This is a genomic window from Streptomyces sp. SP18CS02, assembly GCF_036322365.1.
Classification (GTDB): domain Bacteria; phylum Actinomycetota; class Actinomycetes; order Streptomycetales; family Streptomycetaceae; genus Streptomyces.
Genome location: NZ_JAQYXC010000266.1, coordinates 1 through 14,963 on the forward strand (window position 1 = coordinate 1; position 14,963 = coordinate 14,963).

Here is a 14,963-nt window from a genome sequence, read left to right on the forward strand (position 1 = left end):
CGTGGTGGTGGCTTCCGCCGTGACGACAGCCGTTCCGGTGGTGGCTTCCGCCGTGACGACCGTCGGGACGACAACCGTGGCAGCGACTTCCGTCGTGACGACCGTGGGCCGCGTCGGGACGACAACCGTTCCGGTGGTGGCTTCCGCCGTGACGACCGCGGCGGCCGCCCCGGTGGCGCCGGCGGTGGCTTCCGGCGTGATGACCGTCGCGACGACCGTGACCGCGGCGGGTACCGCGGACGGGACGACCGCGGTGGCTTCCGCGGGCGCGACGACCGGGACCGTGACCGGGACCGGGAGCCGATCAAGCGGCTGCCCATCCCGCCGGAGGTCACCGGCGACGAGATCGACAAGGACGTGCGGCAGGAGCTGATGAGCCTGCCCAAGGGCCTCGCCGAGGACGTCGCCAGGAACCTGGTGATGGTCGCGCAGCTCATCGACGAGGACCCCGAGAAGGCCTACGGGTACTCGCGCGTCGCACTCCGGCTCGCCTCCCGCGTCGCCGCCGTGCGCGAGGCCGCCGGCTTCGCCGCCTACGCGAACCAGAAGTACGCCGAGGCGCTCGCCGAGTTCCGGGCGGCCCGGCGGATGACCGGCAGCGTCGAGCTGTGGCCCGTCATGGCCGACTGCGAGCGTGGGCTGGGCCGCCCCGAGCGCGCGCTGGCGATGGCCGGCGAGCCCGAGGTGCAGAAGCTCGACAAGGCGAGCCAGGTCGAGATGCGGCTCGTCGCCGCCGGGGCGCGCAGGGACATGGGGCAGCTGGACGCCGCCATCGTGACCCTGCAGAGCCCGGAGCTGGCGTCGAACTCCAACCAGCCCTGGACCGCGCGGCTGCGTTACGCGTACGCCGACGCCCTGCTGGAGGCGGGTCGTGAGGCCGAGGCGCGTGAGTGGTTCGCCAAGGCGCTGGAGGCCGACAAGGACGGTTCGACCGACGCTTCCGACCGCCTCGCCGAGCTGGACGGAGTCGAGTTCGTCGACGTGGCGGCCGAGGACGGAGGCGTCGGCGCGGAGCCGGTCGACGCCGACGGCGAGAGCGACGAGGACGACGACGCCGACGAGAACGACGACGAGCGGCGCGACTGACACGTACCGATGACAGAGGGCGGCACCCCCGAGTGGGGTGCCGCCCTCTGTCGTACCCGGGGCATGGGGAAGGTCAGTCCAGAGTGAGACTGCGCAGCACCAGGCCCGTCGCCGGCTTCGGCCCGAACGAGGTGGACTTGCGCGGCATCGTGACGCCCTGGCGCGCGAGCGCGCGGACGACGTCCTCCCGTACCGGATGCATCAGAACGGCGGTCGCGCCGCGGCGTTCGGCCTGGGCGACCGCGGCCTCGGTGTCATGGATGTAGGAGATGTGCTCGGGGGCGTCCGGGATCTGCCATACGTGGTGGAGCATGGTCGAGTGCAGCACGGTCGCGTCGAGGGCGCGCCAGGTCTCCGGGCGGTCCGTCCGGATCGTACGGGCCAGCAGGCCCTCGTCGGGACGGTCCACCAGATGGAAGCGGCCGTCGCCCGCGAGCAGGAAGGCGTTGCTGTCGGCCGACGCGGCGGCGAGGGTCTCCAGGGCGACCTGAAGGCCGGTGCCGAGCGTACGGAGACGGAACGAGCCGTCGAGTGCGGCGAGGGCGTCGGCGACGGGCAGCCGGTGCAGCAGCCGGTGGATGGCCCGGACCTGGAGCGGATAGCGGGCGGTGTCGATCAGCAGGACCAGGCCGAAGTTCCACGGGCTCGACGAGGGATGCTCGTCCCGCAGGCGCAGGTAGGTCGCCCAGCGGTGGTGGCCGTCGGCGATCAGGGCCTGGTGGTGGGCGAGGTCGGCCGTGACCCCCGCGATCTCGGCCGGATCGGTGACCGCCCACAGCCGGTGGCAGAAGCCGTCCTCCGTGGTCGTCGCCAGCAGCGGCGGAGCGAGGATGGCACGCTCGATGGCGGCCCTCGCGCCGGTGGGGCCGCCGTCGCCGCGATAGGTCAGGAGCAGCGGCTCCAGATTGGCGGCCGTCGTCCGCATCAGGGCCGCCCGGTCCTCCACCACGTGCGGCATGACATCCTCGTGCGGAAGCACGATGCCCTCGGAGGGGGAGGACAGTTCCAGAGCGCCGATCAGACCGCGCTGGAGCAGATCGCCCTTGCGCTGTTCGTAGACGTACAGGGCGGGCTCGCTGTCCGGGGCGATGACCCCCTCGGCGAGCCAGCTGTGGAGCGTCTGGGCGGCCTGCTGGGGGCGGGCCTCGCCCGACGACGCCTGGGGCAGGATCAACCGGACGATGTTGTGCGGGTCGGCCGACTCCAGATGGTGCAGGCCGTCGGGCCGTACGACGACGTCGTAGGGCGGGGAGGTCACCGCGGCCAGACTGCCGACCCGTTCGGCGACATAGCGCAGCCCTCGGAACGGGAGCAGGTGCAGACCGTCGTTGGCCGCAGGACCTGTGGTGTTCATCCCGTCATCGTATGTGCCGCGCTCGGATGAGCGATGATCGGGGGAGTGGCAAACAGTGAGGAGCGACGAACAATGGGTCAGCAGCAGGGCAGGAACCGGCCGAGCGGCAGCGCGACCGCGCTGAGCGAGGCGTACGACACGGCACTGCTGGACCTCGACGGGGTCGTCTACGCGGGCGGTGAGGCCATCGCCCACGCCGTGGAGGCGCTCGGCACGGCCCGGGAGGGCGGAATGCACCTCGCGTACGTCACCAACAACGCGCTGAGGACTCCCGACGCCGTCGCCGTCCACCTGACCGAACTCGGTGTGCCGGCCCACCCCTCCGATGTGATCACGTCGGCGCAGGCGGTCGCGCGGCTGATCGCGGACCAGGTGCCGGAGGGCGCACGGGTCCTGGTGATCGGCGGCGAGGGGCTGCGGGTCGCGCTGCGCGAGCGGGGTCTGGAGCCGGTCGAGTCGGCGGACGACGATCCCGTCGCCGTGGTCCAGGGATACGGCGGACCGGACCTCGCGTGGGGGCGGTTCGCCGAGGCGTCGTACGCGATCGCGCGCGGGCTGCCGTGGTTCGCGTCCAACACCGACCTGACGATCCCCAGCGCCCGCGGGATCGCGCCGGGCAACGGCGCGGCGGTGGAGGTCGTGCGGATCGCGACGGGCGCCGAGCCGCAGGTGGCGGGCAAGCCGCTGCCCCCGATGCATCGCGAAACGATTCTGCGGACGGGCGCGCGCCGGCCGCTGGTGGTCGGGGACCGCCTGGACACGGACATCGAAGGGGCGTTCAACGGGGACGTCGACTCACTGCTCGTCCTGACAGGGGTGACGGACGCCGCCCAGCTGCTCGGGGCGCCGCCGCAGCACCGTCCGACGTATGTGGACGCGGACCTGCGGGGGCTGCTCACCGGCCAGCCGGAGGTGACCGGCACGCAGGACGCCGGGTTCGTGTGCGGGGGATGGACGGCGTCGGCGCGCGGGGACGCGCTCGTACTGGACGGCGAGGGCGAGGCGACGGACGGTCTGCGGGCGCTGTGCGCGGCGGCCTGGACGTGGGCCGGTGACGGTTCCTGCTCGCTCGACGCGGAGAAGGCGCTGGCCCGGTTGGGCTGAGCACGTGCGGAGCGGCCGGGCCGATGACGGCCCGGCCGGTGCGGCGGTTCCCGCGCCGGCGGCTTCGCGCGGCCGGCAGACCGTGGCCCGATGCGCGGGGATCCGATGCGCGGGGGCCCGTGCGTGCCCCACCGTGGCCAGATTGCGAGGGTAGGCTAACCTAACCGGCGTGTTGGTCGACAGTCCCCCCAAACAGAGCGCGGAGCCGATAGCCGCTGCCGGGCCCCGCAGGCGCGACTCGGTGCGCGCCCTCGGTCTCCTCGCGTCCCTCGGCGTCCTGCTGCTGGTCTGTGTCGCGAGCATCGTCGTCGGAGCCAAACCGGTTCCGCTCGACGAGGTGTGGCACGGCCTGTTCCACAACTCCGGTACCGGCAACGACATCATCGTCCGCGATCTGCGGGTGCCGCGTACCGTACTGGGACTGCTCGTGGGGGCCGCACTCGGCCTGTCCGGCGCGGTGATGCAGGCACTCACCCGCAACCCGCTGGCGGAGCCCGGGCTGCTGGGCGTCAACGCGGGGGCGTCCGCCGCGGTCGTCACCGCTGTCAGCTTCCTCGGTGTCACCTCGTTCACCGGCTACGTCTGGTTCGCGTTCATCGGCGCGGCCCTCGTCTCGGTGGTCGTGTACGTGCTCGGCGGCACCCGCAGCGCCACGCCCGTACGGCTCGCCCTGGCGGGCACGGCGGCCACCGCCGCGCTGTACGGCTACGTCAACGCCGTACAGCTGCTGGACGCGGCCGCGCTGGACCGGCTGCGCTTCTGGACCGTCGGGTCGCTGGCCAACGCCGAGATGGCGACCGTCGGCAGGGTCGTGCCGTTCATCGCGGTCGGCATCGTCCTGGCGCTGCTCATCGCACGGCCGCTGAACGCCATGGAGATGGGTGACGACACCGCCCGGGCCCTGGGCGCGAACCTCAACCGGACCCGGGTGCTCGCCATGGTGTCCGTGACGCTGATGTGCGGGGCCGCGACCGCCGCCTGCGGGCCGATCGTGTTCATCGGCCTGATGGTGCCCTACTTCGTCCGCGCCCTGACCGGCCCCGACATGCGGTGGATCCTGCCGTACGCGGCCGTGCTCGCGCCGGTCCTGCTGCTCGGCTCCGACGTCCTGGGCCGTGTCGCCGCCCGGCCCGCCGAGCTCCAGGTCGGCATCGTCACCGCGCTCGTCGGCGGGCCCGTCTTCATCCACCTCGTACGTCGCAAGAGGATGGCCCAGCTGTGAGCGTGACCCGTACGGCGAAAGCGATCCGCACCCCCGGCGGCCTGTCCGTCCGGTTCGAGCCCCGGGCGGCCCTCGCCGTCCTGCTGCTGGCCCTGACGACGCTCGCCGCCGGTGTCGTCCTCATCGGCAGCGGGGACTTCCCGATCGCGCCCGGCGACGTCGTCGCCACGCTCCTCGGCAACGGCACCATGGCGCAGGAGTTCATCGTCCAGGACCTGCGGCTGCCGCGCGTGCTGGTGGCCATCCTGGTCGGCGCGGCGCTCGGCATCGGCGGTGCCGTCTTCCAGTCCCTCTCCCGCAACCCGCTCGGCAGCCCCGATGTGCTCGGGTTCGGGCAGGGCGCGACCGTCGGCGCGCTCAGCGTGATCGTGCTCTTCCAGGGCGACTCCGCCGCCGTCTCCATGGGCGCCGTCGTCGGCGGCCTGCTGACGGGCGCCGCGGTGTACCTCCTGGCCTGGAAGCGAGGGGTGCACGGCTTCCGGCTGGTCCTCGTCGGCATCGGCGCCGCCGCCATGCTGACGGCCGTCATCCACTACCTGATCACCAAGGCCGACCTGATCGACGCCACCCGCGCGGTGCTGTGGATGACCGGCTCCCTGGACGGCCGGGACTGGGCCCAGTTCGGTCCGCTCCTGGCGGTGTGCGCCGTCCTCGTCCCGCTGGTGCTGGTGTACGGACGGCCCCTGCGCATGCTGGAGATGGGCGACGACGCGGCGTACGCGCTCGGTGTGAAGGTCGAGCGGACCCGGCTGGTGCTGGTGGGCTCGGCGGTACTGCTGGTCTCGGTGGCCACCGCCGCGGCCGGCCCGATCGCGTTCGTCTCGCTGAGCGCGCCGCAGCTCGCCCGCCGGCTCACCCGCTCGCCCGGCCCCAACCTGGCCGCCTCCGCCTTCATGGGGGCCGCACTGCTGCTCGTGGCCGACTGGGTCGCCACCAACGCCTTCGGTGAGCGCCAGCTGCCGGTCGGCGTCGTGACCGGTGTCGTCGGCGGCGTCTACCTGCTGTGGCTGCTGGTCACCGAGCGCAAGGCGGGCCGCATATGAGCCCCGCCCGGGACCGCGGCCCCCGTACCGGCCGCGGTACCGGCCCCCGTACCCGCCCGCCGGAGGACCGGCGGCACTCCGACGACCGGCCAGACCCGAACGCCCAGAACGCCAGGAGTACCCCCATGCAGCGCCTCAGCGCCGAATCGGTCACCCTCGCCTACGAGCAGCGGGTCATCGCCCGCGACCTCTCGGTGGAGATCCCCGACAACTCCTTCACGGTGATCGTCGGCCCCAACGCCTGCGGCAAGTCGACCCTGCTGCGCGCCCTGTCCCGGATGCTGAAGCCGACGCGGGGCAGGGTGCTGCTGGACGGGGAGGCCATCCACTCGATGCCCGCCAAGAAGGTGGCGAGGACGCTCGGGCTGCTCCCGCAGTCGTCGATAGCGCCGGACGGCATCACGGTGGCCGACCTGGTGGCCCGCGGCCGCTACCCGCACCAGGGGCTGCTGCGCCAGTGGTCGCCGGAGGACGAGCGGATCGTCCAGGAGTCGATGGACGCGACCGGCGTCGGCGAGCTGGGGGACCGGTACGTCGACGAGCTGTCCGGCGGCCAGCGCCAGCGCGTGTGGATCGCGATGGCCCTCGCCCAGCAGACGCCGCTGCTGCTCCTCGACGAGCCGACGACGTTCCTCGACATCCAGCACCAGATCGACGTGCTGGACCTGTGCGCGGAGCTGCACGAGACCCAGGGACGCACCCTCGTCGCCGTCCTGCACGACCTGAACCACGCGGCCCGGTACGCCACGCACCTCATCGCCGTACGGGACGGGGAGATCGTCGCGCAGGGGCCGCCGTCCGAGGTGGTGACCGCGGAACTGGTCGAGCGGGTGTTCGGCCTGCGCTGCCAGGTCATCGATGACCCCGAGACCGGAACGCCCCTGATCGTGCCCGCCGGCCGCACGGCGCGGCTCCGGGCCGCGGCGCATCGTCCGTGACCCTCGCGGGCCGGGCGGGCCCCCTGCGGACCCGGCCTACAGGAGTGACCGCAGACGCAGCAGGTCGCGGAAGCCCGCCTCCAGCCGGACCCGCCCCGAGGCCCAGGCCCGCGCGAAGTTCAGCTCCCCGTCCACCAGGGCGACCAGGTCGTCGCCGGTCATCGCCAGACGGATCTCGGACTTCCCCGGGGGCGGTCCGTCCACCCGGTCCAGCACCTCGATCCGGCCGCCCGCGAGGCGGCCGGTGAAGGTGGTGCCGAGGTCGGTGAGGTGGCAGCTGAGCGTGCGGTCGAGGGCGGCCGCGCCGTGCGCCTCGCCCTCCGCGCGCGTCAGGTTGTCGCTGAGTCTGTCGAGTGCGCTGCGGCACTCCTCGATCGTGGCCATCGTGATCGACCGTACCGCAGGGCTTCGCGGTAGCGTCTGGGCATGGACGATGTGACGCCCGATCCGGCGGCCGCCGGGCACGGGGCCGCCGACAGGGCCGGCCGGGAAGCCCCGGACGGGACCGGTGCCTTCGAGGGCCCCGCCCCCGGGACGCACGACACCGCGCACCACCCCGGTCCGCCCGTCCCCCTGGGCGTCGAGCGGACCGCCACCGGACACCCCGGCGTGGACGCGGGTCTCGCCCGGCTCGGCGACGCCGACCACCTTCCGTCGGACGGCCACCTGGAGGTGTACGAGGATGTACACCGGGAGCTGCGCGACGCGCTGACCGCGCTCGACGCCCGCCCCCAGCCCGCACCTTCGTACGACAACAGGAGCTGAACCGAACGTGGCAGGAGTGGCACGCCGCCGTCTCGACGCCGAGCTGGTACGCCGCAAGCTCGCACGCTCACGCGAGCACGCGAGCCAGCTGATCGCGGCAGGGCGGGTGACGGTCGGCGGCAACACCGCGACCAAGGCCGCCACCCAGGTCGAGACCGCTGCCGCCATCGTGGTGGCCCAGGACGACGACGATCCGGACTACGTGTCCCGGGGCGGCCACAAGCTCGCCGGCGCCTTCGCCGCGTTCGTACCGCGCGGACTGGAGGTGGCGGGGCGGCGGGCGCTCGACGCGGGCGCCTCCACCGGCGGCTTCACCGACGTCCTGCTGCGCGCCGGAGCCGCCCACGTCGTCGCCGTCGACGTGGGCTACGGCCAGCTGGCCTGGTCGCTGCAGAGCGACGACCGGGTCACCGTGAAGGACCGGACGAACGTGCGGGAACTGACGCCCGAAGCGATCGACGGCATTCCGGTCGACCTGGTCGTGGGCGACCTGTCCTTCATCCCGCTGGGGCTCGTGCTGCCCGCGCTGACGCGCTGCACCGCGCCCGACGCCGACCTGGTGCTCATGGTGAAGCCGCAGTTCGAGGTGGGCAAGGAGCGCCTGGGCAGCGGCGGTGTCGTCCGCAGCGCCGAGCTGCGCGCGGACGCGGTGCGCAACGTGGCGCGGCAGGCGGGCGAGCTGGGACTCGGCGTCCTCGGCGTGACCGCCAGCCCGCTGCCCGGCCCCTCCGGCAACGTCGAGTACTTTCTGTGGCTGCGGGCAGGGGCGCCCGCGCTGGATCCGGCGGATGTGGACCGCGCCGTGGCGGAAGGACCTCGTTGACTTCGACGACAGCAGCATCGACAGACTCGACGACAGCAGCACCACGAACCGTCTTCCTGCTCGCGCACACCGGCCGGCCGGCCGCCGTGCGCAGCGCCGAACTCGTTGTCCTGGGGCTGCTCCGCAGCGGCCTCGGGGTACGCGTCCTGGCAGCCGAGGCGGCCGACATGCCGCTGCCGTCCTCCGTGGAAACGGTGGCGGAGGCATCGCCGGACGTACTCGACGGGTGCGAACTGCTGATCGTCCTCGGGGGCGACGGCACGCTGCTGCGCGGCGCCGAGTTCGCGCGCGCCTCCGGCGTGCCGATGCTCGGCGTCAACCTGGGGCGGGTCGGCTTCCTCGCGGAGGCCGAGCGGGACGACCTCGACAAGGTGGTGGACCGGGTCGTCACCCGGGCCTACGAGGTCGAGGAGCGCATGACCCTCGACGTCACCGTGCACGACAACGGTGACGTCCTGCACACCGACTGGGCGCTCAACGAGGCGGCCGTCCAGAAGATCGCGCCGGAGCGGATGCTGGAGGTCGTGGTCGCGGTGGACGGCCGGCCGGTCACCGGCTTCGGCTGCGACGGCGTGATCTGCGCGACGCCGACCGGCTCGACGGCGTACGCCTTCTCGGCCGGCGGACCGGTGATCTGGCCCGAGGTCGAGGCGCTGCTGATGGTGCCGATCGGGGCCCACGCGCTGTTCGCCAAGCCGCTCGTCACCACCCCCGATTCGGTACTGACCGTCGAGGTCGAGCCGCACACTCCGGACGGGGTGCTGTGGTGCGACGGGCGGCGCACCGCCGGACTGCCCGCCGGAGCGCGCGTGGAGGTACGGCGGGGGGCCGTGCCGGTACGTCTCGCCCGGCTGCACCACGCGTCGTTCACGGACCGGCTGGTGGCCAAGTTCGCCCTTCCGGTGTCCGGCTGGCGCGGCGCACCCCACTGAGGGAAGCCGTCCCCCCCCCCGGACTCCGCAGCCCCGGCGCCGGGGGGAACGGACGCGGCCGCCGAGGGGGGCCGGCCTCCCCCGGCCGGGCGGGGCCGACCCCCCGGTGGAGTGACAGAACGCCTCCGCGACCTGCGGCTTCACCGACGCGGGGCGGGGGCCGTCGCACAGCGGGCTCCGGACCTCGTAAGGTCTTCTCCGTGTTGGAGGAGATGCGGATACGGTCGCTCGGAGTCATCGACGACGCGGTGGTCGAGCTGTCACCCGGTTTCACCGCGGTGACCGGCGAGACCGGCGCGGGCAAGACCATGGTGGTGACCAGTCTGGGGCTGCTGCTCGGTGGGCGCGCCGACCCCGCCCTGGTCCGGATCGGCGCGCCGTCGGCCGTGGTCGAGGGCCGGATCGGCGTGGCCCCGGGCTCCGCCGCGGCCGTACGGGCCGAGGAGGCGGGCGCCGAGCTGGACGAGGGGGCGCTGCTCATCAGCCGCACCATCTCGGCGGAGGGCCGCTCACGGGCGCACCTGGGCGGGCGCTCGGTGCCCGTCGGCGTGCTCGCCGAGCTCGCGGACGAGCTCGTCGCCGTGCACGGTCAGACCGATCAGCAGGGCCTGCTCAAGCCCGCCCGGCAGCGCGGCGCGCTCGACCGGTACGCGGGTGACGCGGTCGCCGGGCCGCTCGTCGCCTACACGGAGGCGTACCGCCGGCTGCGAGCCGTCGCCGCGGAGCTCGACGAACTGACGACCCGGGCCCGTGAACGCGCCCAGGAGGCCGACCTGCTGCGCTTCGGCCTCGGTGAGATCGAGGCCGTCGAGCCGCGCGCCGGCGAGGACGCCGAACTGGCGGCCGAGGCCGAACGGCTCGGTCACGCCGAGGCCCTCGCCTCCGCGGCCGCACTCGCCCACGGCGCCCTGGCCGGTGACCCCGAGGACCCGGAGACCGTCGACGCGACGACCCTCGTCGCGGGCGCGGGACGGGCGCTGGAGGCCGTACGGTCCCACGACCCCTCCCTGGCCGCGCTCGCCGACCGGATGGGCGAGATCTCCATCCTGCTCGCCGATGTGGCGGGGGAGCTGGCCGGCTACGCCGACAACCTGGACGCCGATCCACGGCGGCTGGCCGCCGTGGAGGAGCGCCGCGCGGCGCTGACCGGCCTCACCCGCAAGTACGGCGCCGATGTCGCCGCCGTGCTCGCCTGGGCCGAGGAGGGCGCAGCCCGGCTCACCGAACTGGACGGCGACGACGACCGGATCGGCGAGCTCACCGCGGAACGGGACGCCCTGCGGGCGGAACTGTCCGGGCTGGCCCAGGCGCTGACGGACGCGCGGACCGAGGCGGCGGCGCGGTTCGCCGCCGCGGTCACCGCGGAGCTGGCGTCGCTCGCCATGCCGCACGCGCGGGTGTCGTTCGACATCCGGCAGACCGAGGACCCCGAGGGCGTCGAGGTCGGCGGGCGCACCGTCGCCTACGGCCCGGCCGGCGCGGACGAGGTCGAGCTGCTGCTCGCCCCCCACCCCGGCGCCCCGCCCCGCCCCATCGCCAAGGGCGCCTCGGGCGGTGAGCTGTCCCGGGTGATGCTCGCCGTCGAGGTGGTCTTCGCGGGCACCGACCCCGTACCGACCTACCTCTTCGACGAGGTCGACGCGGGAGTCGGCGGCAAGGCGGCCGTGGAGATCGGCCGCCGGCTGGCCAAGCTCGCCAGGACCGCCCAGGTCGTGGTGGTCACGCACCTGCCGCAGGTGGCGGCCTTCGCCGACCGGCAGCTGCTGGTCGAGAAGACCAACGACGGTTCGGTGACCCGGTCCGGCGTCACCGTCCTGGAGGGCGAGGACCGGGTGCGCGAGCTCTCGCGCATGCTGGCGGGCCAGGAGGACTCCGAAACCGCCCGGGCGCACGCTGAGGAGCTCCTGGCGACGGCCAGGGCGGACGGTTGAACCACGACGCAGGACCCGGGGGCGGACCGGCCCCCTCACCCGTCGTCGCTCCCGTTCCACGGCGGCGCGCCCCCGAGCCCCGTCGCGCGCGGGTACACACCACCGGGCGTACGGCGCTGACAGCGGGCGCAGGGTGAGGCGATGATCGCAGGTCGCAGCAGGGCAGCGGGGTTCGTCCTGGCAGCCGGCGCCACGCGCGCCCTCCACCTCCGGCTGCGGCAGCGGTCGCCGGGGGACGCCCGGCGCTGGCAGCGGAAGAATTACGCGGGGCGGACCGTCGACCTCTACGCCGGGCCCGCCGTGGCACTGGGCACCGTGCTCGGGGCCCTGCCCGCCGCCGGGCGGGGGGTCGCCGTGCTGGGGGCTCTCGCGGGGGCCGCGTGCGGTGCGTACGACGACGCCAACGGCGACCACCGCAGGGGCCTCGGCGCCCATCTCCGCGCCCTGCGTGACGGCGAGGTCACCAGTGGCGCCGTCAAACTCCTCGGGATCGGCGCCGCCGGACTGATCGCCGGCGCGCTCCTGAGGGAACGGCCCGTCGACAAGGTCCTGGCCGGCGTGGTGGTCGCCGGTACCGCCCACTTCGTCAACCTCGTGGACGTCCGCCCGGGCAGGGCCGCCCTCGTGGTCCTCGCGGCCGGCGTTCCCGCGCTGCTACGCGGACCGCTGGCCGCCGCCCCGATGGGCGCCGCGGCCGCTGTGCTCGTCGACGACCTCGGCGAGCGCACCATGCTCGGCGACGCGGGCGCCCATGCCCTGGGCGCGGCCCTCGGCGTCGCGATCGCGGCCGGGAACGGTCGCCCCGGGCTCGCCGCCCATGCCGCCGGGCTCATCGTGGCGACCGTGTGCGGAGCCCAGGTCAGCCGACTCGCCGGATCACCCGTGTGAGTGATCCCGGGAGCCGGGTTACGGCTCCCGCACGGCAACATGGCCTCACCGGCGCCGGAACGTGCGTACGGACTGGCATTCTTGACCGCGTGACACAGCTGCGTACGGTCCAAGTGCTGGGCGGCGGCAGCGCGGGCAGCAGCGCTCACGTCAGATCACTGGCCGCGGGGCTCGTGGCGCGGGGGGTGCGGGTGACCGTGTGCGCCCCGGCCGAGCTGGACCACGACTACGACTTCCTCGGCACCGGGGCGCACTTCGCGCCGGTCCCGCGCCGCGGCGACCCCGTGGCCGTGGCCGCCCTGCGCGCGCAGTGCGCGGACGCCGACGTGGTCCACGCCCACGGACTGCACGCCGCGGTACGCGCGGGCGTGGCCCGGGCCCCGTACCGCACGCCCCTCGTCGTGACCTGGCACACCCGCCCGCACGCCGAGGGCGCCCGCAGGCACCTGCTGCGCCTGATGGAGCGAAGGGCGGTACGGGAGGCGGCCGTCGTCCTCGCGACGTCCTCCGAGCTCGTCGACCGGGCCCGCCGCAGGGGAGCCCGCGACGCGCGCCTGGGGCCCGTCACCATCCCCGCGCCCCGGATCGGCGCCGACGCCCAGGGCGGCAAGGCGAGGGCGGAACTCGGAGCGATGGACCGGCCGTTGCTGACGGCGGTCGGGGCGCTGGAGCCACACCGGGGCTATGACACCCTGCTGGACGCGTCACGGCTGTGGCTGTCGCACGATCCGGTGCCCCTGGTCGCCGTCGCGGGTGAGGGCCGCCTGCGGGCGGCACTGCAGCGGCGCATCGACGCGGAGGGGCTTCCGGTCCGGCTGCTCGGACGCCGCGAGGACGCCGCGTCGCTGCTGGCAGCCGCCGACATCGCGCTGCTCCCCAGCCGCTGGGAGGCCCGCGCCACGCTCGCCCAGGAGGCGCTGCGCCTGGGCGTCCCCCTGGTCGCCACCGCCGTCGGCGGGGTCCCCGAACTGGTCGGCCACGCCGCGGAACTGGTCCCGTACGGGGACGCCGCCGCCCTCGCCGCCGCGGTGACCGGCCTGCTCGCCGAGCCGGAGCGGCGCGCGGCGCTGTCGGCGGCGGGGCGGGCGCAGGCGGGGACGTGGCCCACGGAGGACGAGACGATCGCGCAGGTGCTCAGCGTGTACGACGAGCTGTGCGTACGGGGCACGAGGCCCTGAACGGGGCCGCCCGCCGGACCGCGGCGACCTCGCCCGGCGTGCCGGTCCCTCACACCGTGTAGCGGCGCGCCCGGAGGGCCAGGGAGAGGGCCAGCACCGTCTGGGGGTCGTCCAGGTCGGTGCCCAGCAGGTCGCCGATGCGGGCGAGCCGGTTGTAGAGGGTCTGGCGGTTGAGGTGCAGTTCGCGGGCCGTCTCGGCCTTGCGGCCCGCGTGCGCCAGGTAGGTCTGGAGGGTGGGAAGCAGCGGGGGCCGGGAGGTGCGGTCGTGCTCTGTCAGCGGACCGATCGCCCGGTCGACGAACGCCGCCAGCGCGGTGCCCTCACCGTGGTGGTGCAGCCGCCACAGCAGCAGGTCGATGTCCAGCCGCCGGGCGTCGTACCAGGGCCGCTCCGGCAGCCCCTGCGCCGCCGCGGCGGTCTCCGCCGCGTGCCGCAGCCCCGCGGAAGCGGCCGCCCAGCCGCCCGCCACCCCCACCACGACGACCGGCGCGTGCGCACCGGCCCGCTCCAGCCCGGCGCGCTCCACACCCGCGCGCAGCGCCGCCGCGACCCGGTCGGCGACCGCCGTCCGCTCGCTCTCGGCGCGCAGCCCCAGCAGCAGCGGCACCCGGCCCTCGACCGGGCGGACGCCCAGCAGTACCGGGACGCCCACCGAACCCAGCTCCTCCAGCACGGCGCGGGCCAGCAGCGCCCAGTTCCCCGAGGGGGAGAGTTCCGAGGCGAGGCGCATGACCACGGGCAGCAGCGGGCCGTCCCCCGGCCGGAAGCCCAGCACCCGGGCCTGCGCGGGCGCGTCCTCGGCGGTGATGCGGCCCTCGGCGAGATCGGTGAGGAAGTCGCCGCGCCCGCGCGCCGCCAGTTCCTCCTCCTGCCGGGCCTGCATCAGCACCACGGCGAGGATGCCCGCCGCGCGCTCGGCGGCCATGCGGTGGACGGGGGAGAGGGGCCCAGAGACGGACAGCAGGACCAGCCGGGCCCGGACCGACCCGGCGCCGGGACCACCGCCCGGCACGTCCACCAGTACCGCGCCCGTCGGCGGCCCGGCCTCACGGGCGGCCCGCTGGCCGCGCAGCCCCTCCCAGACCTGGAGCGGGTCGGCGCAGGCGGCCGCGGCATCGGTGCCCGCCGCGTACAGCAGGGTACCGTCGGCGGTCTCCAGGAAGACGGGGTTGGCGGCGAAGTCGGCGAGGATCCGCAGGACCTGCGGCACGCCGCCCCCGCCCAGCAGCGCCTCGGTGCACCGCCGGTGCACCTCCTCGGCCTGGCGCAGCAGGGCGTAGTGCCCGTTGACGATCTCGGTGTGGACCTCTTCCGTGACCGAGACGAAGGGCACCTCCCGGTGGAGCTGGACCAGCGGCAGCCCGGCCGTCCGCGCCGTCTCCACCAGGGTCGCGGGCAGGCGCGAGAACCTCGGCCCCAGCTCCACCACGAGCGCGGCGATCCCGCGGTCCGCCAGCCGCCGTACGAAGGCCCGCTGCTCGGCCGGGCGGGTACCCAGCCCCAGGCCGGTCGTCAGCAGCAGTTCGCCGCCCTTCAGCAGCGAGGCGATGTTCGGCACCTCACCGGCGTGCACCCAGCGGACCGTGCGGTCCAGCCGGTCCGCGCCGGCCACGACTTCCGGGAGCCCGCCGCGCAGCCCGGGCAGCTCCAGCGCCCGCCGCACGGTGATCCCGCCCTGGTTCTCCATGCGGCCGGACGC

Annotated in this window: 14 protein-coding genes; 11 read left to right on the forward strand and 3 right to left on the reverse strand. The window is 74.7% G+C overall.

What is annotated here, in order from left to right; genetic code table 11:
- Positions 1 to 312: 312 nt before the first annotated feature.
- A complete protein-coding gene (locus PUR26_RS07800) occupies positions 313 to 1,086 on the forward strand; it encodes a hypothetical protein (protein WP_329871028.1) in 774 nt (257 codons plus the stop codon).
- Positions 1,087 to 1,159: 73 nt separating this feature from the next.
- Here PUR26_RS07800 and PUR26_RS07805 read toward each other — a convergent pair whose 3' ends face one another.
- The gene (locus tag PUR26_RS07805) at positions 1,160 to 2,440 is read right to left on the reverse strand and encodes a DUF1015 domain-containing protein (RefSeq protein WP_329870544.1); all 1,281 of its coding nucleotides are present in this window, start codon (positions 2,438 to 2,440) and stop codon (positions 1,160 to 1,162) included.
- A gap of 72 nt (positions 2,441 to 2,512) precedes the next feature.
- Here PUR26_RS07805 and PUR26_RS07810 point away from each other — a divergent pair, with 72 nt between their 5' ends.
- From PUR26_RS07810 to PUR26_RS07825, 4 genes are all read left to right on the forward strand, one after another.
- Positions 2,513 to 3,544 carry an HAD hydrolase-like protein gene (locus tag PUR26_RS07810; RefSeq protein WP_329870546.1) on the forward strand — a complete coding sequence of 344 codons (1,032 nt, stop codon included), beginning with the start codon at positions 2,513 to 2,515 and terminating at the stop codon, positions 3,542 to 3,544.
- A gap of 169 nt (positions 3,545 to 3,713) precedes the next feature.
- Positions 3,714 to 4,766, forward strand: coding sequence for a FecCD family ABC transporter permease (locus PUR26_RS07815; protein WP_329870547.1), 1,053 nt, complete (start codon positions 3,714 to 3,716; stop codon positions 4,764 to 4,766).
- Complete coding sequence (locus PUR26_RS07820; RefSeq protein WP_329870548.1) at positions 4,763 to 5,809, forward strand: FecCD family ABC transporter permease; 1,047 nt, start codon at positions 4,763 to 4,765, stop codon at positions 5,807 to 5,809. Before PUR26_RS07815 ends, PUR26_RS07820 begins: the two co-directional genes overlap by 4 nt.
- A 125-nt stretch (positions 5,810 to 5,934) precedes the next feature.
- A complete protein-coding gene (locus PUR26_RS07825) occupies positions 5,935 to 6,747 on the forward strand; it encodes an ABC transporter ATP-binding protein (RefSeq protein WP_329870550.1) in 813 nt (270 codons plus the stop codon).
- Positions 6,748 to 6,783: 36 nt separating this feature from the next.
- Here the strand turns inward: PUR26_RS07825 and PUR26_RS07830 are convergent, their stop codons facing one another.
- Positions 6,784 to 7,131: an SCP2 sterol-binding domain-containing protein gene (locus tag PUR26_RS07830; RefSeq protein WP_329870552.1), complete on the reverse strand. Its 348-nt coding sequence runs from the start codon at positions 7,129 to 7,131 to the stop codon at positions 6,784 to 6,786.
- 42 nt (positions 7,132 to 7,173) lie between these two features.
- Between PUR26_RS07830 and PUR26_RS07835 the strand changes: the two genes are divergently transcribed.
- From PUR26_RS07835 to PUR26_RS07860, 6 genes are all read left to right on the forward strand, one after another.
- Positions 7,174 to 7,512 carry a hypothetical protein gene (locus tag PUR26_RS07835; RefSeq protein ID WP_329870554.1) on the forward strand — a complete coding sequence of 113 codons (339 nt, stop codon included), beginning with the start codon at positions 7,174 to 7,176 and terminating at the stop codon, positions 7,510 to 7,512.
- A 7-nt stretch (positions 7,513 to 7,519) separates the two neighbouring features.
- The gene (locus PUR26_RS07840) at positions 7,520 to 8,335 is read left to right on the forward strand and encodes a TlyA family RNA methyltransferase (RefSeq protein WP_329870556.1); all 816 of its coding nucleotides are present in this window, start codon (positions 7,520 to 7,522) and stop codon (positions 8,333 to 8,335) included.
- Positions 8,332 to 9,267 (forward strand): NAD kinase, encoded by a 936-nt coding sequence (locus PUR26_RS07845; protein ID WP_329870558.1) that lies wholly within the window; start codon positions 8,332 to 8,334, stop codon positions 9,265 to 9,267. Before PUR26_RS07840 ends, PUR26_RS07845 begins: the two co-directional genes overlap by 4 nt.
- A gap of 212 nt (positions 9,268 to 9,479) precedes the next feature.
- Positions 9,480 to 11,198, forward strand: coding sequence for a DNA repair protein RecN (recN, locus tag PUR26_RS07850; RefSeq protein WP_329871029.1), 1,719 nt, complete (start codon positions 9,480 to 9,482; stop codon positions 11,196 to 11,198).
- Positions 11,199 to 11,339: 141 nt separating this feature from the next.
- The gene (locus PUR26_RS07855) at positions 11,340 to 12,086 is read left to right on the forward strand and encodes a hypothetical protein (protein WP_329870560.1); all 747 of its coding nucleotides are present in this window, start codon (positions 11,340 to 11,342) and stop codon (positions 12,084 to 12,086) included.
- A gap of 89 nt (positions 12,087 to 12,175) precedes the next feature.
- A complete protein-coding gene (locus PUR26_RS07860; RefSeq protein ID WP_329870562.1) occupies positions 12,176 to 13,264 on the forward strand; it encodes a glycosyltransferase family 4 protein in 1,089 nt (362 codons plus the stop codon).
- Between the two features lie 49 nt (positions 13,265 to 13,313).
- On the opposite strand, the gene PUR26_RS07865 is transcribed toward PUR26_RS07860, so the two are convergent.
- Positions 13,314 to 14,951 carry a PucR family transcriptional regulator gene (locus PUR26_RS07865; RefSeq protein WP_329870564.1) on the reverse strand — a complete coding sequence of 546 codons (1,638 nt, stop codon included), beginning with the start codon at positions 14,949 to 14,951 and terminating at the stop codon, positions 13,314 to 13,316.
- Between the last annotated feature and the right edge of the window lie 12 nt (positions 14,952 to 14,963).

Excerpts from the sequence above, each read along its gene's own strand:
- PUR26_RS07810 (WP_329870546.1), top strand. The coding sequence starts at position 2,513 with ATGGGTCAGCAGCAGGGCAGGAACCGGCCGAGCGGCAGCGCGACCGCG.
- recN (WP_329871029.1), top strand. The coding sequence starts at position 9,480 with ATGCGGATACGGTCGCTCGGAGTCATCGACGACGCGGTGGTCGAGCTG.
- PUR26_RS07830 (WP_329870552.1), bottom strand. The coding sequence starts at position 7,131 with ATGGCCACGATCGAGGAGTGCCGCAGCGCACTCGACAGACTCAGCGAC.
- PUR26_RS07855 (WP_329870560.1), top strand. The coding sequence starts at position 11,340 with ATGATCGCAGGTCGCAGCAGGGCAGCGGGGTTCGTCCTGGCAGCCGGC.
- PUR26_RS07835 (WP_329870554.1), top strand. The coding sequence starts at position 7,174 with ATGGACGATGTGACGCCCGATCCGGCGGCCGCCGGGCACGGGGCCGCC.
- PUR26_RS07805 (WP_329870544.1), bottom strand. The coding sequence starts at position 2,440 with ATGAACACCACAGGTCCTGCGGCCAACGACGGTCTGCACCTGCTCCCG.
- PUR26_RS07825 (WP_329870550.1), top strand. The coding sequence starts at position 5,935 with ATGCAGCGCCTCAGCGCCGAATCGGTCACCCTCGCCTACGAGCAGCGG.
- PUR26_RS07865 (WP_329870564.1), bottom strand. The coding sequence starts at position 14,951 with ATGGAGAACCAGGGCGGGATCACCGTGCGGCGGGCGCTGGAGCTGCCC.